This window comes from Luteimonas salinisoli (assembly GCF_013425525.1).
GTDB classification, from domain to species: Bacteria; Pseudomonadota; Gammaproteobacteria; order Xanthomonadales; family Xanthomonadaceae; genus Luteimonas; species Luteimonas salinisoli.
Window position 1 is genome coordinate 1 of the sequence record NZ_JACCKA010000006.1, and the last position, 18,056, is coordinate 18,056.

General features: G+C 71.9%; 18 protein-coding genes and 1 pseudogene. 8 read left to right on the forward strand and 11 right to left on the reverse strand.

What is annotated here, in order from left to right; all coding sequences use genetic code 11:
* The 3 genes from H0E84_RS00545 to H0E84_RS00555 all read left to right on the forward strand — a co-directional run.
* The coding region (locus H0E84_RS00545; RefSeq protein WP_180676674.1) for a carboxypeptidase regulatory-like domain-containing protein at positions 1-1,541 on the forward strand (1,541 nt) is incomplete at its 5' end.
* Positions 1,542-1,571: 30 nt separating this feature from the next.
* Positions 1,572-1,922 (forward strand): GFA family protein, encoded by a 351-nt coding sequence (locus H0E84_RS00550; RefSeq protein WP_180676675.1) that lies wholly within the window; start codon positions 1,572-1,574, stop codon positions 1,920-1,922.
* An 8-nt stretch (positions 1,923-1,930) separates the two neighbouring features.
* Entirely contained in the window at positions 1,931-2,746 is an 816-nt protein-coding gene (locus tag H0E84_RS00555) for a DUF4349 domain-containing protein (RefSeq protein ID WP_180676676.1), read from the forward strand.
* A gap of 124 nt (positions 2,747-2,870) precedes the next feature.
* On the opposite strand, the gene H0E84_RS00560 is transcribed toward H0E84_RS00555, so the two are convergent.
* Together H0E84_RS00560 and H0E84_RS00565 are read right to left on the reverse strand one after the other, a co-directional pair.
* Positions 2,871-3,164, reverse strand: coding sequence for a hypothetical protein (locus H0E84_RS00560; RefSeq protein WP_180676677.1), 294 nt, complete (start codon positions 3,162-3,164; stop codon positions 2,871-2,873).
* Between the two features lie 605 nt (positions 3,165-3,769).
* Positions 3,770-4,729, reverse strand: a pseudogene (locus H0E84_RS00565) (peptidylprolyl isomerase); the annotation flags it as partial.
* Positions 4,730-4,989: 260 nt separating this feature from the next.
* On the opposite strand from H0E84_RS00565, the gene H0E84_RS00570 reads away from it, so the two are divergent.
* Both H0E84_RS00570 and H0E84_RS00575 read left to right on the forward strand, forming a co-directional pair.
* Positions 4,990-5,367: a PadR family transcriptional regulator gene (locus H0E84_RS00570; protein WP_180676679.1), complete on the forward strand. Its 378-nt coding sequence runs from the start codon at positions 4,990-4,992 to the stop codon at positions 5,365-5,367.
* Positions 5,364-6,308 carry a sensor domain-containing protein gene (locus H0E84_RS00575; RefSeq protein WP_180676680.1) on the forward strand — a complete coding sequence of 315 codons (945 nt, stop codon included), beginning with the start codon at positions 5,364-5,366 and terminating at the stop codon, positions 6,306-6,308. The genes H0E84_RS00570 and H0E84_RS00575 overlap by 4 nt, the downstream gene beginning before the upstream one ends.
* Before the next feature lie 217 nt (positions 6,309-6,525).
* Here H0E84_RS00575 and H0E84_RS00580 read toward each other — a convergent pair whose 3' ends face one another.
* Entirely contained in the window at positions 6,526-7,821 is a 1,296-nt protein-coding gene (locus H0E84_RS00580; protein ID WP_180676681.1) for a polyhydroxyalkanoate depolymerase, read from the reverse strand.
* Positions 7,822-7,913: 92 nt separating this feature from the next.
* Entirely contained in the window at positions 7,914-8,504 is a 591-nt protein-coding gene (locus H0E84_RS00585; protein ID WP_180676682.1) for a class I SAM-dependent methyltransferase, read from the reverse strand.
* A gap of 203 nt (positions 8,505-8,707) precedes the next feature.
* Between H0E84_RS00585 and H0E84_RS00590 the strand changes: the two genes are divergently transcribed.
* On the forward strand, positions 8,708-9,130 hold the full coding sequence (locus H0E84_RS00590; protein ID WP_180676683.1) for a CopD family protein: 423 nt from the start codon (positions 8,708-8,710) through the stop codon (positions 9,128-9,130).
* Between the two features lie 94 nt (positions 9,131-9,224).
* Here H0E84_RS00590 and H0E84_RS00595 read toward each other — a convergent pair whose 3' ends face one another.
* Both H0E84_RS00595 and H0E84_RS00600 read right to left on the reverse strand, forming a co-directional pair.
* A complete protein-coding gene (locus H0E84_RS00595; protein WP_180676684.1) occupies positions 9,225-10,010 on the reverse strand; it encodes a 3-hydroxybutyrate dehydrogenase in 786 nt (261 codons plus the stop codon).
* A 161-nt stretch (positions 10,011-10,171) separates the two neighbouring features.
* Positions 10,172-11,869, reverse strand: a complete 1,698-nt coding sequence (locus H0E84_RS00600) for an alkaline phosphatase (RefSeq protein ID WP_180676685.1) — start codon at positions 11,867-11,869, stop codon at positions 10,172-10,174.
* Between the two features lie 131 nt (positions 11,870-12,000).
* Here H0E84_RS00600 and H0E84_RS00605 point away from each other — a divergent pair, with 131 nt between their 5' ends.
* The gene (locus tag H0E84_RS00605; protein WP_180676686.1) at positions 12,001-13,278 is read left to right on the forward strand and encodes a dicarboxylate/amino acid:cation symporter; all 1,278 of its coding nucleotides are present in this window, start codon (positions 12,001-12,003) and stop codon (positions 13,276-13,278) included.
* A gap of 104 nt (positions 13,279-13,382) precedes the next feature.
* Here H0E84_RS00605 and H0E84_RS00610 read toward each other — a convergent pair whose 3' ends face one another.
* From H0E84_RS00610 to H0E84_RS00630, 5 genes are all read right to left on the reverse strand, one after another.
* On the reverse strand, positions 13,383-14,594 hold the full coding sequence (locus H0E84_RS00610) for a DUF5694 domain-containing protein (RefSeq protein ID WP_345776242.1): 1,212 nt from the start codon (positions 14,592-14,594) through the stop codon (positions 13,383-13,385).
* A gap of 92 nt (positions 14,595-14,686) precedes the next feature.
* Positions 14,687-15,562, reverse strand: a complete 876-nt coding sequence (locus tag H0E84_RS00615) for a bile acid:sodium symporter family protein (RefSeq protein ID WP_180676688.1) — start codon at positions 15,560-15,562, stop codon at positions 14,687-14,689.
* A gap of 30 nt (positions 15,563-15,592) precedes the next feature.
* Entirely contained in the window at positions 15,593-16,006 is a 414-nt protein-coding gene (locus H0E84_RS00620; protein ID WP_180676689.1) for a hypothetical protein, read from the reverse strand.
* A 147-nt stretch (positions 16,007-16,153) separates the two neighbouring features.
* Entirely contained in the window at positions 16,154-16,825 is a 672-nt protein-coding gene (locus H0E84_RS00625) for a C40 family peptidase (RefSeq protein WP_345776239.1), read from the reverse strand.
* A gap of 107 nt (positions 16,826-16,932) precedes the next feature.
* Entirely contained in the window at positions 16,933-17,484 is a 552-nt protein-coding gene (locus H0E84_RS00630; RefSeq protein WP_180676690.1) for a C40 family peptidase, read from the reverse strand.
* A gap of 71 nt (positions 17,485-17,555) precedes the next feature.
* Here H0E84_RS00630 and H0E84_RS00635 point away from each other — a divergent pair, with 71 nt between their 5' ends.
* A complete protein-coding gene (locus H0E84_RS00635; protein ID WP_180676691.1) occupies positions 17,556-18,035 on the forward strand; it encodes an FKBP-type peptidyl-prolyl cis-trans isomerase in 480 nt (159 codons plus the stop codon).
* Positions 18,036-18,056: the final 21 nt, after the last annotated feature.

Below are 18,056 nucleotides of genomic sequence, written 5' to 3' on the forward strand. Positions count from 1 at the left end.
ACCTGGGCACCGCGCTGCGGCTGCACCCGGGCACCGCGCGCCTGCGCGTGCTCGGCGCGGGGCTGCCGGCGCGCGACCGCGAGGCGGTGGGAACGCTCGCGCTGGCGTTCGAGCCGCCGCCGCCACCGGCAGGCGTGGCCGCACTGTGGACGCCCGTGCGGGTCGCGCCCGGCGGTGCGTTCCGGATCGCCGGCCTCGTTCATGGGGTGGCCGACGGTACCGTCGAACTGCTGGACCCAGCCGGACGCCGCATCGCCGGTGTCCGCCCGGACGACGAGGGGCGCTTCGTCGTGGCCGGCACGGCGCGCGCGGCCGGCACCGCACCGTTCGCGCTGCACGTGCGCGACGCCGGCCGCGCGAGCGTCGAGCAACTCGCGGTGCCGCTGTGGGTAGCGCCGCAGCCGCCACCGCGGGTGCTGCTGCTGGCCGGTGCGCCGAATCCGGAGTTCAAGTTCCTGCGGCGCTGGACCGCCGATGCAGACATGGCGGCGCAGGTGCGCATCGACGTCGGCGGCGGCGTGGCGCTCGGCGACGCGCCGCTGGCGCTGGATCGGGCGCAGCTGGGCGATCTGGACCTGGTGGTGCTGGACGAACGCGCCTGGGCCGGGCTGGGCGATGCGCGGCGCGCGCGCCTGGCCGATGCGGTGGGCGACGGGCTCGGCCTGTTGCTGCGGGTCACCGCGCCGCTGCCGGAATCCACCCGCCGGCAGCTGCGCGCGTTCGGCTTCGAACCGTCCGCGGGCGCCACCACGGCCGAGCTGGCGTTGCCCGCCAGCGGCTCCGGGGACGCCGCCGTGCGCGAGGATGCCGCCGATGCCGGCGCCGACGCCGCGGCGGAGCCCGGCCAGTCGGAAGGGACTCCGCCGAGGCTGCTGCGCCGCGACCTGGACTTCGGCGCTGCCGATGCGGCTGCGGCCGGGCCGGCCAGCGCGGACTGGCTGCGCTGGCGCGTGCACGGCCGCGGCCGCGTGGCGCTGGCCACCGTGGTCGACAGCTGGCGCCTGGTGCTGTCGGGACACGCGGACCTGCATGCGGCGCTGTGGAGCGAGGCCTTCGCCGCGGTCGCGCGGCCGGCCGGCGCCGCCGCGCCGCGCATCGGAGCGCATCCGCGCGCCGGCGAGCGCGTCGCCGTCTGTGGCGTCGCCGAGGGTGCGGAGGTGTTGGCGCCGGACGGCCGCAGCGCGGGGCTGCTGGTCGATCCCGCCACGGGTGCGGACGGCTGCGCCGGCTACTGGCCGCGCCTGTCCGGCTGGCACCTGCTGCGGCAGGGGGAACGGACCTGGCCGTTCCACGTGCTGGCGGCCGATGCGGCGCCGGGACTGGCGGCCGCGGCGCTGCGCGAGGGCACATCGGCGCTGGCGGGAGAAGGGAGCATTGCCGCCGGCCGTGCCGGACCCGGGCGGCCGCGGCGCGGCGCTGCCTGGCCCTGGTTCCTCGGCTGGCTGGGTGCGGTCGCGCTGCTGTGGGGGCTGGAGCGCGCCAGCGTCGGCCGCCGGCACGCCCCGGGAGCGTCCAGGCCGGGGTCCGCCGCGCTACGCTAGGCGCTGGTCACCGTTCAAGGAAACACCGCCATGGCCCTCAGCGGAAGCTGTCACTGCGGACGCGTCGCCTTCGATCTCGATGGCGAGGTCGGCGAGGTCTACGACTGCAATTGCTCGATGTGCCGCCGTCGCGGCGGTCTGCTCGCCTTCTTCCCGCGCGAGGCGCTGACCCTGCGCATGCCCGACGAGGCGGCCGGCACCTATCGCTTCAACAAGCATCACATCGCCCACCGCTTCTGCCCGGACTGCGGTATCGCGCCGTACAGCGAGGGCGAGGACCCGCGCACCGGCGCCCGTACCGCCGCGGTCAACGTGCGCTGCCTGGACGGGATCGACCTGGCGGTGCTGAAGGTGGTGCAGGTCGACGGCGCCAGCCTGTGAGGGCGGCGATGCGCGGCGCCGCGGCGCCTGTCGTGCTGGCACTGGGCCTGCTGGCGGGTTGCCAAAAAGCCTCGGAGCAGAGTCTCTCCTACGCGTCGCCCGCGGCGGCGAAGCTGCAGCACGAGTCGGCGCGCGACGGCGACGACGGGACGGGCGCCGCAGGCGGGGCGATGCTGGCCTACGAGCACAGCGCGGGGATCCGCCTGCCGGCCGTCGCGATCGCGCCCCGCCAGCGCGCGGTGCAGGAGGCCTGCAACGCGCGCAAGTTCGGCGACTGCGTGGTGCTCGGCATGCACCAGCAGGGCGGCGACTACCCGTCGGCCAGCATCAGCGTGCGCATCGTGCCCGAAGGCGTGGAGCCGATGATCGCGCTGGCGGGGGAGGGCGCCGAACTCGGCGAGCGCAGCACCCGCGCCGAGGACCTGGCGGTGGTGGTGCGCGACAACGCCCTGGCGCGGGACCGGCTGCGGCGCGAGCTGCAGCGGCTGGAGGAGTTCCAGCAGCGACGCGACCTGGCGGTGGCCGACATGATCGCCCTGTCCGAGCGCCTGGCGGCGACCCAGGCGCAACTGGAAGCGGCCGAGCGCGAGGGCGCCCAGCACCGCAGGCGCATCGATACGCAGTTGCTCAGCCTCGATTTCCGTCCGCCCGGCGGCCAGGCCGGACGCAGCGAGATCGGCCAGGCGCTGCGCGACTTCGGCGCCACGCTGTCGATGGGCACCGCCTGGACCATCCGCGCGCTGGCGTTCCTGATCCCGCTGGCGGCGGTGCTGGCGATCGTGGTGCTGGTGGTCCGCAGGCTGCGCCGCCGCCGCGGCGCCTGAGCGGGGCCGCGGCAGGGCAGCATCGCAGCGTATCGTTCGACTGGCGCGGATCGTCGAGGGGCCGGCCTGGCGCGGCCAGGGCAAGGGGCATGCCCGCAGGAGCGCCGGTCCGTGCCGCGGGGAGTCAGCTCTCGTCTTCCTCGAACTCGACCATGGCGTCGAGATCGAAGGCCAGCGCCTCCACCGCCTCGCGCACCTTGCGCGCGGTGGATGGGTTGGGCGCGTCGATCTCGATCTCGTGGCTATCCGGCCCGCTGGTGTCGCTCAGCCCGGCGGAGCTGGAGTCGTCGTCGTCCAGGTGCGGCATCAGGTCGTCGACCTCCTCGACGTGCTCGATGCCGTCGAGGCTCTGCAGCAGGTTCATGACGCCGCGGACGGCATCGTCGTCGCCGGTGATGCGGATACGGAGCAGGGCCATTGCCGGTCCTCGTTGGGGGATGCCGCAGGCTAGGCAGCCGCGGGCTAAGCGGGCGTGATGGCAGCGCCGCCGTCGCTGTGTTCGCGGTGGGGCGATGCACGCGTCCATGGACGAGGCCATGCAGATGCGGCCGTTGCGCGCGAGAGGGGTGATCGGAGGTGGTATCTACGCGGGAGCGGGACGTCGTGGGCAGGGATCTTTGCGCCGGAACGGGTGGTCGTGGGCGGGATCTTCGCGCCGGAACGAAGGCGGTCGCGGGCGGGGCCTTTGCGTCGGAGCGGGGCCGTCGCGGGCGGGCCGGTACGGTGCCCCGGTGCGGGACACGCCGTGAATCCGTCCATGGAGGCTCGTCGACGCCATCCATGGCGTCGACGGTCCCGCACCGGGGCACCGCACCGGCCCTGGAGGTTGTGCGGGCGCTTTGCGATGGTTCGCCTGCAGATCGGCCTTCGGCTGCCGAAGCGAGTGAAGCGGGTGAAGTCGGCCGGCCGTTGCAGGGCGCGAGCCGGTCAGCCTTGCGGAGGTTCGCTGGAGCCGTCCTCGGGGCGGCCGTTGCCTTGCGCTCCGTCGTCCGTGTCGTCGGGTTCGGGTGCGCTGTCCGCCTCCCGCACCGGCACCGGCACGTTGCACAGGTCGATGTGGCCGGCCGGGCGCTTGTACCAGTCGTCGCGGCGATTGCGCCGCGATTCGACCAGTTCGTCGAACAGGGCGGTGTCGGTGCGCAGCACCTGCAGCGGCACCCGCTCGTCCTCCGGCAGCTCCGCTGCGAGCCGCACAGCGCGGATGCGGGTGCGCTGCGAGGGCTTCTCGTAGAAGCCGAGCGGCCCGCTGCCGCGCGGCAGGGCGCTCAGCAGCTCCATGCCCTGCAGCACCCGGCCGACCAGGGTGATGTTGCGGTCCAGCTGGCGCGGCGACTGGCCGGTCACCGCGTACAGCTCGGTGCCGTTGCTGGAATCGGCGTCCATGTCGCGTCCGGCGCCGACCATGCCGTAGCAGTGCGCCAGCCAGGCCTCGCCGACGGCGGGGTCGCGCGCCGCGGGGAAGCCGTCCACGAAACCGACCTCCGGCGCCCAGCCGTCGGCATCGGGCAGGCGGTGGAAGGCCAGGCCCTCGGCGCTGCGCGCGAACTCGGCCGGCAGCCGCTCGAGGGCGCTGCCGATCGCGCGGCGTCCGTCCGCCTCGTCGGTCGGGTCGCCCCACTGCACCACGAAGTTGTCGTGGGAGCGATAGACGTTCAGGCCGTCCCAATAGCCTTCGCGCGCCAGCGTGCGCAGGTTGGCCGCGTGCGCCGGCGCGAAGGCCGGGGCCAGTTCGATGACGACGCGGCCGGCGTCCAGCTCGAGATAGAGCGTGTTCTCGGGGGCCGGGGACCGCCAGTCCGCCGGTTGCGAAGCCTCCAGCAGCGCGTCCATCGAGCGCGCCGGGCGGGCCGGCGCATCCGCCGTGGCGGCTGCGTCCGCCGTCGCGGCATCCGTGCCGGCGGGCAGCGTTTCTTCCGGTGCGCAGGCGGTGAGGGCGGCACTCAGGGCCAGCAGGCAGGCGGGCAGGGCGGGGCGCAGGGACATGGCGGGTACCGGAAGGAGTGTCTCCGGATTCTGAACCAGACCCGCCGTCGCTGGCGACCCGACGCGCGCGCAGCCCCGTAGAGCCGAGCTTGCCCGGCTGCGTGGCTTGGGCTCCGGTGGGGGAACAGCGGAGCGAGCTCCGCTCTACGCGGGGGCGTGGCTTGGGGCCGGCTCGGCGGCGTCGCGGGGCGGTGACTAGTGGCACATTCGCTATACAGAACTTGACAGTAGTGTTCTCGACAAGACGAGGAGGGTGCGACATGCACGGACCCGTGGCCAATGCCGAGACCCAGCTGCGCAAGTTCCAGAAGGAGCTCAGCGCGGGGACGGTGTCGCTGGTGCTGCTGGCGGTGCTGGCGGCGGCGCCGGAGCCGATGTACGGGTACCAGATCGCCAAGCGCCTCGAGCGCCTGGGGGACGGGGTGCTGGCCGGCAAGCAGAGCGCGCTCTACCCGGTGCTGCGCAACCTCGGCACCGCCGGGCTGCTGGACAGCCACGTCGAACCGTCCGTAGCGGGGCCGCCGCGCCGCTACTACCGCATCACCGCCGCCGGCCGCGAGGCGCTGGCGCAATGGGCCGCCGCCTGGTCGGCGACCCGCGATTCCGTCGATTCCGTCCTGAGGGGAGCCCAGCCATGAACGCCAGACCCACGCCGAGCACCATCCCCCAGTACCTCGAGCAGTTGCGCCGCTCGCTGGCCGGCGCCGACCCGGCGCTGGTCCAGGACGCGCTGTACGACGCCGAGGAGTACCTGCGTTCGGAGCTGGCGGAGAACCCGGGCCGCTCCGAGGCCGAGGTGATCGCCGCCGTGGCGTCGAGCTACGGTGCGCCCGACGAGGTCGCCGACATCTACCGCGATACCGAGGTCAAGGTGCAGACCGCGCTGCGGCCGCCGCCGCAGCCGCGGCGCAGGTCGCTGGCCGGACGCTTCTTCGGCGTGGCCGCCGACCCGCGCGCCTACGCCGGGCTGTTCTACATGGTGCTGGCGCTGGCCACCGGCATCTTCTACTTCACCTGGGTGGTCACCGGGCTGGCGCTGTCGGCGGGGCTTGCGATCCTGATCGTCGGGATTCCGTTCGTGATCCTGTTCTTCGGTTCGGTGCGGGTCCTGTCGCTGGTGGAAGGACGCATCGTCGAGGTGATGCTGGGCGAGCGCATGCCGCGGCGCCCGCTGTACAGCGCTCGCGGGCGCAGCCTGTTGCAGCGCATCGGCGACATGTTCACCGATCCGCGCAGCTGGACCACGCTGCTGTACATGCTGCTGATGCTGCCGCTGGGCATCGTCTACTTCACGGCCGCGGTGGTGATGATCGTGCTTTCGGTGAGCTTGATCGCGGCGCCGGTGCTGGTGGCGCTGGGCATCGCCGACACGGGCGTGGCCGTGGGCGGCTGGCAGCTGCTGACCATCGGCAGTGGCTACGGCATCGGCACCTCGGCCCCGGCCTGGGCGCTGCCGCTGCTGTTCGTCGCCGGCGTACTGCTGCTGTTCGCAACCCTGCATCTGGCGCGTGGCATCGGCCACCTGCATGGCCTGTTGGCCAAGCACCTGCTGGTGAAGTCCGCGCCCGAGCGGGACTGAAGCACGGCCGGCGCCGCGTCGGCGGCGATGGGGCGCGATCCGTGCCCCGACCGGAGGAAGGACCCGCCGCGGAACCGGATCGGCCGCTGGAGACCACCGGCGCCGTCGCCCGTTTCGGCATCGACCTGGACGGCAGGGACGAAGCGGTGTTCGCACCGCCCGGAGCCGGTGGCTGGATCATGGAACTGCGCTTTGCCGCGCCGGGCGCTGCGGCGCCTCAGGCGCGGGTTCTTCGCTTCGGCTTCTTCGCGGGGGTCTTCGCGGGCGCGGCGGCATAGCGGGCGATGAAGTCGCGCACCTGCGGGTACACCTGGGTGCGCCAGCGGCGGCCGCTGAAGATGCCGTAGTGGCCGGCGCCCTCGACGGTGATGTGGGCCTGGTCGCGTGGGGGCACGCCGGTGCACAGCTTGTGCGCGGCGCGCGTCTGGCCCTGCCCGGAGATGTCGTCCAGTTCGCCCTCGATGGTCAGGATGGCGGTGTCGGCGATCGTTTCCAGCCGCACCCGCTCGCCGGCGACGTCCCAGAGGCCGCGCGGCAGCAGGAACTCCTGGAACACCACGCGGATGGTGTCGAGGTAGTACTCGGCCGGCATGTCGAGCACGGCGTTGTATTCGTCGTAGAAGCGGCGGTGCGACTCGGCGTCCTCCATGTCGCCCTTCACCAGGTCCTGGTAGAAGTCCCAGTGCGACAGGAAGTGGCGCTCGGGATTCATCGCCATGAAGCCGGTGTGCTGCAGGAAGCCCGGATACACGCGGCGGCCGCTGCCGGGGTAGTTGGCCGGCACCTGGTGGATCACGTTCTGCTCGAACCACCACAGCGGCTTCTGCGTCGCCAGGTTGTTGACCGCGGTGGGCGATTCGCGGGTGTCGATCGGCCCGCCCATCAGCACCAGCGAGCGCGGCGTCGCCTCGCCGCGCGCGGCCATCAACGCCACCGCCGCCAGCACCGGCACGGTGGGCTGGCAGACGCTGACGACATGCAGGTCTTCGGCGCCGATCTCGCGGATGAACCGCTCGATGCAGGCGACGTAGTCGTCCAGCGAGAAGCCGCCTCGTTCGTTCGGCACCATCCGCGCGTCGACCCAGTCGGTGATGTAGACCTTGTGGTCGCGCAGCAGCGTGCGCACGGTGTCGCGCAGCAGGGTGGCGTGGTGCCCGGACAACGGCGCGACCACCAGCACCGGCTGCTGGCCCTTGAGCTCGGTGATGCTCTCGGCGTCGTCGGTGTAGCGCTTGAAGCGCAGCAGCCGGCAGAACGGCTCGTCCAGCACCACCTTCTCGACCACGGGGTAGGCGTTGCCGTCGATCTCCACCGAATGGATATCGAACGCGGGCTTTTCGTAGTCCTTGCCGATGCGGTAGAGGAGCTCGCTGGCGGCGGAGACGCGTTCGGCGCCGGGCAGCGCGGACAGCCAACTGCCGGCAGCGGAGAACGCCTTGGCGTTGGCTTCGGCCCAGTAGGTGAGCGGTGCCATCCAGGAGCGGCCGGTTTCGTGGAGTTGGTACAGGAACATCGCGGGTCCGGGTCTGTTTTGCTGCAACGCAGCATAGCCGATCGCAGCGGGGCGCGGGTGAACCGTGGCGGTTCCGCCCGGATCGGGCGCCGCTACGCCGTTTCCAGGGCGGTGGTGCCGTCGGCCAGGGCAGGGGACAGCCAGCAGTGCGAGCCGATCTGCCGGAACCCGGCGGTCTCGAAGCGGCGGCGGTAGAACGCCGCGGGGCGCCGGAAGAAGCCGTCGTCGTCGCCCTCGGCCTGGTCCTCGCGGCCGAACGTCTCCAGGAACGCGACGCCGCCGCAGAGCTCGGCCAGCCCCGGCAGGCCGCGATCGATGTCGCGCGCCGGCAGGTAGTGCAGCACATCGCTGCAGACCAGCAGGTCCACCGGCGGGCAGGGCCGCAGGCGGGCGAAGTCGGCGAAGTGCGCCCGGTGCAGGTTGCGGCGCGCGCCGTAGCGTTCGATCGCATAGTCGCTCGCGTCGAATCCCAGGTACCGCGCCTTGGGCCGCAGCCGCAGCAGCGGCGCGCGCCAGGCGCCTTCGCCGCAGCCGACATCGAGCACGGAGCGCAGCGGGCGCTCGAGGTGGTACTCGGCGTTGGCCACCGCCAGCGCGACCTTGCGCGCCAGCCGCTGGCGTCCGCCGATGCCGCCGCCGCGGTACCAGCGGTCGAAATAGTCGCGGTCGTAGTGTTTGGTCATTGGGGGAGGATAGTTCGGGATTGGGGGCTCGTGATTGGTGATTGGTGAGTGGTGGTTGGGGACCGCGATTCGTGATGGCGATTGGGATTGATGGGATTTGGATTGGGTGGACGGGTGGAGGTGGAGGGATGCTTGCCGGGCGGTGGGCGCGCTGGTCGGCGGGACGGGTATGCGATCCTGTGGGTTCCCGAGGAGAGACGCCGATGCATCCGTACTTCTGGACCAAGACCGCGCACCTGGTATTCATGGTGGCGTGGATGGCGAGCGTGTTCTACCTGCCGCGCATCCTGGTCAACCTGGCCGAGGCCGGTGCCGAGCCTGCGGTACGGGCGCGGCTGGTGCTGATGGGGCGGCGCCTGTACCGCTTCGGCCACGTCATGTTCGGGCTCACGCTGGCGTTCGGGCTGGCGCTGTGGTTCCACTTCGGGATCGCCGGCGGCTGGCTGCACGCCAAGCTGGCGCTGGTGGCGCTGGTGTTCGCCCACTCCATCGTCGCGGGGCGCTGGCTGAAGGGCGTCGAGCTCGGCCGGCCGCTGCCTTCGTCGAAGGCGCTGCGCTGGTTCAACGAGCCGCCGGTGCTGCTGCTGGTCGCCATCGTCTATCTGGCGCTGGCCAAGCCGTTCTGACGGCCTTTGCAGGAGCGGCCATGGCCGCGAAGGCCGCACGCGGATCCGGGTGGGTTGGCGGTGATCCCGGGCGCCGGCCGACGGCGCCGCGCCGCTATTGCATGAACCAGCCGTGGCTGACGACGAGGCTCTGGCCGGTCAGGGCGTTGGTCTCGAAGGCTGCGAGGGTCAGGGCGACATTGGCGACGTCGTCGACGGTGGTGAACTCGCCGTCCACCGTGTCCTTGAGCATGATGTCGCGCACCACCTCCTCCTCGCTGATCCCGAACTCCTTCGCCTGTTCCGGGATCTGCTTGTCGACCAGCGGCGTACGCACGAAGCCCGGGCAGATCACGTTGGCTCGCACGCCGTAGCGCGCCCCTTCCTTGGCCACCGTGCGCGCCAGGCCGAGAAGACCGTGCTTGGCGGTCACGTAGGGCGCCTTCAGCGGCGAGGCCAGGTGCGAGTGCACCGATCCCATGTAGACGATCGCGCCGCCCTGGCCGCGCCGCTCCATGTCGCGCAGGCACTCGCGGGTGGTCAGGAAGGCGCCGTCGAGGTGGATCGCCAGCATCCTCCGCCAGTCCGCCAGGCTGAAATCGACGATGCGGTTGACGATCTGAATGCCGGCGTTGGACACCAGCACGTCGACCCGGCCGTAGTGGGCGATCACCGCGGCGATGCCCGCCGCCACCTGCGCTTCGTCGGTGACGTCCATCGCCACCGCCAGCGCGTCGCCGCCGTCGTCGCGAATCTGCTGCGCCACGGCCTCGGCCGCCTCGCGTTGCAGGTCGGCGATGGCGACGCGGCCGCCGGCCCGCGCATAGACCTCGGCGATGCGCCTGCCGATGCCGCTGGCCGCGCCGGTGACCACGCAGACCTTGCCGTCGAGTTCGTTCATCGTCTTCCAGCTCCGTAGGTGCTCGGGATGCAGGCACGCAGGATAGCGCCAGGCGCGCGAAGGTCTGTCGTACCAAAGTGCAGGGACGGCCCGTCGGCCTGGAGCCGGCTTTCGGCCCGATCGACGCCGGCACCGAGTCGGGCCGGGCCGGCGATGGCGGATCAGCGCTCGACCATGAAATCCCGGGGCCGCGGCAGCTCCACCGGGACGCCGTCGGCGTTGCACAGGCCGGCGGCGCACAGGCGCTCGCGCAGTCTCGGGGCGGCCTGCACCATGAAGTGGAAGACCACGTGCTGTTCGACGCTGCCGCGCACCGCCGCGGCGCCGGGCCCGCGCGCCCAGATGCCGACGTCGTCGCCGCCGTGGGTCTCGTCGGTCAGCGGCAGCACCGATTCCTGCAGGTAGTCCGGGTCGCGCGTGTCCACCGCGCCGAGGTGGGGACGGCCATGGGCGGGCTCGAAGGCGGTGGCTTCGTGCAGGAAGCGCTTCGGGCCCGCCGGCTGCGTGTCGCTGGCGCCGGTGTAGCCCGGGCCGTTGGCGTAGCCCAGGGTGGTGTAGGGCAGGCCGCTGCCGTCGCGTGCCCAGGCGTCGCTGTCGGCATCGTCGACATTGCCGCGCACCTTGCCGAGGATCGGGTTGCCGCGCGCCGGATAGCCGGCGAAGGTGAGGGTATGGGCATGGTCGGCGGTGACCAGGATCAGGGTGTCGTCCGGCGAGGTCAGTTCCGCGGCCGTGTCGACCGCCTCCGCCAGCGCGATGGTGTCGGTGAGGGCGCGGTGGGCGTTCCCGAAGTGGTGGGCGTGGTCGATGCGGCCGCCCTCGACCAGCAGCACGAATCCTTCCTCGCCGCCGGCGGCCTGCAGCCGGCCGACGGCTTCGCGGGTCAGCTCGGCCAGTGACGGCTCGCCGGGGTCGTGCGGACGGTCGTGCTCGAAGTGCAGGTGGTCGTACTCGAACAGGCCCAGCACCGGCGTCCTGGCGCGTGCGGCGGCCAGCTGATCTCGGTTCCAGACGAAGGCGCCGCCGGGATGGCGCGCCCGCCATTCGGCGATCAGGTCGCGGCCGTCGCGGCGCAGGCCGCGCCGCTCGGGGCGTTCGGGATCGGCCCTGCCGGCCGGCAGAAAATGCTTGCGGCCGCCGCCGAAGACCACGTCGGGGCCGCGTCCGAAGCGGGTCTCGAGCAGCTGGCTGGCGATGTCGGTGCAGCCCAGCGCGCGCGCTGCCGGCGGCACCCTGGCATCGTTCTCCCAGATCCGGTCGGGCGAGCGCGCATACGTCGCTGCCGGCGTGGCGTGGGTGATCCGGGTGGTAGTGACGATGCCGGTCGCCATCCCGGCGCTGCCGGCCAGTTCGAGGATCGACAGCAGGGAGTTTTCGTCGACGTCGCTGCAGTCGCCGCGCGAGCGCGCCTGGCCCAGGCCGATGACGCCGGCGCGGGTCTTCACCCCGCTGGCCATCGCGGTCATGGTGCCGGCGGAGTCGGGTGTCTGCAGGTCGGTGTTGTAGGTGCGCGCCAGTGCGGTGTGCGGGAAGTCCTCCCAGCCCAGCCGATGCTCCTCGCCGGCGCCGCCCGCCAGCTGGCCGGCGAGGATGCGCGCAGCGGCCACCGTGGTCAGGCTCATGCCGTCGCCGACGAACAGGATCACGTTCCTCGCCCGTCCGTGCATCGCGCCGCGCTCGGCGGCGGCGGCGGCGCCGCTGCGGAACCACCACTGCGCGGTCTCGCCGTCCGGCCGGGAGATGGCGGGCAGTTCGATCGGCGCCGGGGTGCCCCCCGCGGCAGGCGCGTCGGGCGCTGCAGGCGCGGTGGCGCACGCGCACAGCAGCAGGGGAAGGAGACAGCGGGGGAAGGGGCGCATACGGGCCGGCATCGCGGAGAAGGCGCGCATTATGCCGTCGTGCGCGCGCCGCAGTGTTGCGCCTGGATGACTGCGGGCGTGGCTGGAGTCGGGTATCGTCCTGGGTTCGTCGAACGCCGGACCGTGTCCCGATGCTGAAATGGTGGTTTCGCATTCCGTTCTGGAAGCGCGTCGCGGGCGGCTTCGTGTTCGGCGCGCTCGCCGGCTGGCTGATGGGGCCGGCGGCGGAGATCTGGCTGCAGCCGCTGGGCACGCTGTACGTGAACCTGATCCGGATGATCGCCGTGCCGCTGGTGTTCTTCGCCGTGGTCAACGCGGTCTCGGCGCTGCACGGGCAGCGCTCGGTGGCGGCGCTGGGCGGACGCACCTTCGGCTGGTTCGCGATCACCGCGATGCTGGCGGTCGGCGTCGGCCTGGCGATGGCGTTCCTGTTCGACCCCGGCGTCGGCGTCGAGCTGGCGCCGCCCCCGGACTACACCCCGCGCGAGGTACCGACGCCGGTGCAGGTCCTGCTCGACGTCGTGCCGACCAATCCGTTCGCGGCACTGGCCGAGGGCAGGATCCTTCAGGTCATCTTCTTCGCCGGGCTGCTCGGCTTCGCTCTGGTGAAGCTGGGCGGACGCACCGCCGGTCTGCGCGACCTGGTCGGGCAGGCCAGCGAGGCGATGATCCAGGTCACCCGCTTCGTGCTGGAGGTCACCCCGATCGGCACCTTCGGCCTGATCGCCGGGCTGGTCGGCGCCTACGGTTTCGGCAAGCTGTTGCCGCTGGGCAACTTCGTGCTCGCGCTGTACCTGGGTTGCGCGCTGCACATCGTGTTCGTCTATGGCGGGCTGCTGCTGGCGCACGGCCTGAGTCCGCTGAAGTTCTTCCGCGGCGCCGCGCCGGGCATGCAGGTCGCCTTCGTCAGCTCCTCGAGCTTCGCGGCGCTGCCCGCGGCGCTGCGCAGCGTCACCCACAACCTCGGCGTCAATCGCGACTACGCCGCGTTCGCGGTGCCGCTGGGGGCGAGCATCAAGATGGACGGCTGCGGCGCGATCTATCCCTCGCTGGCGGCGGTGTTCGCCGCGCAGTACTACGGCATCGAATTGAGCTTCGCCCAGTACGTGGTGATCCTGCTGGCATCGGTGCTGGGCAGCTTCGGCACCGCCGGGGTGCCGGGCACGGCCGTGGTGATGGCCACGGTGGTGCTGAGCGCTGCGGGGCTGCCGCTGGAAGTGCTGGGCATCCTGCTGGCCATCGATCGCATCCTCGACATGATGCGCACCATGACCAACGTGACCGGGCAGATGCTGGTGCCGGTCCTGGTGGCCCGCGAGACCGGCCTGCTCGACCGCGCGGTCTACGATGCCCCGCTCAGCGACATCGGCCTGGGCGAGGCAACCGAGGGGACGGGCGCCCGCGACTGAGCAGGGGCCGGGATTCCCTGCCGCGATAGCGCCGCCGGCGTTCCTGGTGTTGCTGCCAGGGCAGAACCATGCGGCCCGCGGTGGCCCAACTGCGGGACAGGCGACTACCTGTCGAGGCTACCGGGCTGGACCAGGCGAATTCCCAGGTGCGGTTCCAGCGCGCGATCGACGTAGGACTTGTGCGAGAACCCGACGAGAAACAGCACGCGCTCGGGTTTCGTCGAGGCGGCCACGTTCAGCAGGTGCGCCGCCATTCGATGGTTGCGCAGCTCCCACATCGCATAGCGGAAACGGTCGAGCCCGCTCGGATGGTCCATCGCCAGCCAGGGGGCCCATTGGGCGGTATCCTCCATCTGCGTTTCGTGCGTATTCACCTCGAGACCGATCCCCAGCAGGTCTGCATCCTCCTCACGGGCGCGGTCGGCCTTGGCCAGCAGGCGCGGAATCGTACCCGCCGCTGTCGTCTCCTCGGAGGCGCGACCGAACACTTCGTCCACCAGTTCGGCCGGGAACGCAAGCGTGCGCATGCCCTCGTACTGGCTGTCCACGGGATACAGCCGCTGCAGCCCCAGCTCGCGCGCGAGCGGCATCGCCACGAGCGCGATCTCGTCCGTGCCCTCGAGCCGGCGGTCCAGCGATTCGCGGACCTCGACGGGGAGCGCTTCTGCGGCATCGCGCTCGGTCGGCGACAGGTAGGACCATTGCAGCGCCGCGGAATCGTATTCGTACGCTGCCAGCAGGTGCGCGACCAGATCGACGCGTTCCGCCGGCTCCAGGCCCTGCGAGGCCTTGCCGAGGAGGGCGTCCGCACGGCGGGCTGCGGCGCTCCTGTCGACGTCGAGCGCCTGTTGCATCGCCCGCGCCGGAGGCAGGATCGACCGGGCGAACATTCCGAGCACGCGGTCGGCCACCGGGTCGTTCGCGGCGTGCTCGGTCAGCATCGCGATTTCGTCGGGGGGTATCCGCTCGATCGCGATGCGGGTCGGTGCGAACCGCTCCAGCAGCGCCAGCGTTCCGTCCAGATGCCTCGGCTCGAGCCACTCGCGGAAAGCCGAAAGATGCCAGGTGCCGAACACCATGATCTCGCTCTGTACCCGTGGGCTCACGTACGCCCGCAGGCCCTCCTCGACGGCTTGGCCGGGGCGATGCCCGCGGCCGGTCGCGTCCTGGGCGGTCGCCGGCGCGAACGGCATCGTGAGCGCCATCGCCAGTGCGAGCGGCAGTCCGGCCGCTACGGCAAGATTCCTTCCCATGACTCGTCCTCCGATTCGGTGTCGTCGTTTCGACAGGATGCCCAGAGCGCCATGCGCGTCCACGTGCTGCAAGTCACTCTTGCCAGCTCCGGCGAGGACGACACCTGGTACGCGCGGGCCCCGGACAAGCGGCGTTTCGGCTCCCGAGACGATCCTCAGCCGGCGACGGGCGCCGGCTTGCGGCCGCGGTTGACCCAGAACGCGAACGCCGCGGCGGTGAAGAACATCATCAGGCTGTAGATCGCCGCCGGCACCGATATGGTGGCGTTGCCGAGCACGTTGAGCGCGACGAAGATCGCCAGCGTGCCGTTGTGGATGCCGATCTCCATGGCGATGGCGATCGCCTGGCGCCGCGGCAGCTTCAGCGCCAGCGGCGCGGAATAGCCGGTGCCCATGCTGATCAGGTTGAACAGCAGGCAGGCCAGGCCGACGGCGGCGAAGTGGGTCAACAGGGTGTTCCACTCCTGCACGACCGCCGCGGCGATCAGCAACGCCAGGACCACCACCGAGAGCAGCCGGATCGGCTTCTCCATGCGTGCGGCGAAGGCCGGTGCGAGTGCGCGGATTCCCATGCCGAGCGCCACCGGAAGCACGATGATCACCGCCACCTCGACGATCTTGCGCACCGGTGGCGGCACGTACTGGCCGGCGCCGAGGAAGAACTCCAGCGACAGGTTGAGGATCAGCGGCAGGGTGACCAGGCACAGCACGCTGTTGACCGCGGTCAGGGTGATGTTGAGCGCGACGTCGCCGCGCGCCAGGTGGCTGTAGATGTTGGCGGTGGCGCCGCCCGGGGAGGCCGCGAGCAGCATCAGCCCTACCGCCAGTTCCGGCGGCAGCCGCAGCGCCAGCGCCAGGCCCAGCGCCACCCACGGCAGGACCCCGGTCTGCAGCACCAGTCCGGTCAGCACCGCGCGCGGATAGCGGGCGACGCGGCGGAAATCCTCGACCCCCAGGCCGAGGCCGAGGCCGAGCATGATCACGCCGAGGGCCAGCGGCAGCAGCAGGTTGGTCAACAGCGTGGATTGCATGGACGGCTCCGGGAGGGGACGTGTCGAAGGTCAGGTGGACGGCGGACGGGAGCGTTCGACCAGGCGCAGCGCCAGCCACGCCAGCGGCAGCGGCAGCGCCAGCCCGGCGAGCGTGGTCCAGAGCGGATGCGGAAGCACGGCGACGTTGATGGCCACGCCGACCACCATCAGCACGCCGACCGCCAGGGCCGCGACGGCACGGTGTCGCCGCGCCAGCCGCGCCGCCGTCCAGGCGCCGCCGAAGCTGGCCAGGCACCAGCCGGCCAGCACCCACAGCAGCTTCCCGGTGCTGGCCGAGGCCATCAGCCGCGCCAGGTCCTCCTCGCTCTGCAGGTCGAGCCCGGCCGGCGGCGGGATCACCGCCATCGCCGCGTACTCCAGCGCCATCATGATCGCCACCGCGGCCAACAGGCCGAGCAGGATCGCCCCGAACGTGCGCAGCATCGCCAGCCCTCCCCGTCGACCGCTGCGAGCATGGCCCGCGCGATGCACGCCCGCAAGCGGCGGCGCACGATGCCTGCGGGCATCGCCGGCCCCGGAAACGACGAAGGCCGCGCGTGGCGGCCTTCGGGCACCGGAACGATGCGCGGGTCAGACGCCGCCGATCCGCCGCGCCTGGGTGAACTTGCGGCTCCAGTAGCCGCTGTCGAGACTGGAGACGGTGACGTCGCGTCCGGTGCGCGGCGCGTGCAGGAAGCGGCCGTTGCCGAGATAGATGCCGACGTGGTCGATGCGCCCCGCGCGACGCGCGAAGAACACCAGGTCGCCGGCATCGAGCTGGGTCCGCTCCACCTGCTCGCCGGCGGAGGCCATGTCGCGCGAGACCCGCGGCAGTTCCACGCCCAGCGCGGTGCGGAATAGATAGCTGACCAGGCCGCTGCAGTCGAACCCGCGCTCGGGGGAGGTGCCGCCCCAGCGGTAGGGCGTGCCGAGCAGGGCGAGGCCACGCTGCAGCAGGGTCTGCCGGTCGGCCTCCTCCGGGGCGCCGGAGGCGCCGGCGCCCGCCGCGATCAGCTGGTTGACGTCGGCGGCGAACAGCAGCTCGCGGCCCATCGCCGGTAGCGGCTGGGCGAGGCTCTGGCTGACATGGGCGACCTGCGGCAACTGGTCGGCCGAGTCGGCCGCGAGTCCGGCGCCCAGCGCAGGCGCGGCAGCGCCGGCCAGGGCCATGGCGAGCAGGAGCGGGAGGGTTCTTCCGGCGCGACGGGCGCGGTGAAGAGGGGCGGCGGCGGCGCGGCCGTGGAGCAGGTCGTCTGTTGTCACGCGGGTTCACATTTGTTGCAGTGGCGTGATGGTGCCCGAGCAGCGTGATCGAAATGTTAAATCTGGGTAAATGAATGCGATACAAGTCACTGAATAGACGAGAAAATTCAGCGAACGATCCGCCGTGATCCTGAATAGTGGTCGCGCCAGTAGTGGCCGTCGAGGCGGTCCAGGCGCACCGTGCCGCCGCTGCTCGGTGCGTGCACGAAGCGCCCCTCGCCGACGTAGATGCCGACGTGGGTGATGCTGCCGCGGCTGCCGAAGAACACCAGGTCGGAGGCCGCCAGGCGTTCGGGCGAGATGCGCGGGCCCTGGTAGTCGGCCAACTCGCGGGAGCTGCGCGGCAGCCGCAGGTCGAGCATGTCGCGGTAGACGTAGTTGACCAGCCCGCTGCAGTCGAAGCCGCCCTCGGGCGTGTTGCCGCCGTAGCGGTAGGGCGTGCCCACCAGTCCGATCGCGCGGATCACCACGGCGTTGGCGGCGGCCGGGTCCATCGGTGCCACCACCGGCCAGTGCCGGCCGAGCGACGGGTCGCCGGGCGGCCCCGGGCGGACGTTGTCGTGGCCGCAGGCCGCCAGCAGCAGCGCCGCGACCGCGAGCGCCGCGGTGCGGAAGATTGGCCTGGCGCGGGCGAAGCCCGGATAATGCGCGTTCGTCACGGCCGCATCTTGGCCAATCCCTCCATTCCGCACAAGCGGGCGCGCGCGCCGCCTCCGCAAGGTAATCGTCAATGAAGATCGAGAAGGATCGCGTCGTCCGCTTCCACTACACCGTGTCCGAGGCCGGACAGCCGCCGAGCGAGAGCTCCAGGGAGCGCGAGCCGCTGGCGATCCTCGCCGGCCACGGCAACGTCATTCCCGGGCTGGAGCGAGCGATGGCAGGGCACGCGGCCGGCGACAGCTTCAGCGCCGACATCGCCGCCGCCGACGCCTACGGCGAGCGCCGCGAAGGCCTGACCCAGCGCGTGCCGAAGAAGCACTTCGGCGGCCAGCGCCTGGCGCCGGGCATGCAGGTCGTGCTCAACACCAACTTCGGGCCGCGTGCGGTGACCATCCAGAAGGTGGGCATGAGCGTGGTCGACGTCGACCTCAACCACCCGATGGCCGGCAAGGACCTGCATTTCGACATCGAGATCGTCGAGGTTCGCGAGGCCAGCGCCGAGGAGCTCGAACACGGCCACGTGCACGGGGAGGGCGGCCACCAGCACTGAGTTGCGATCCGGGAGCGGCGC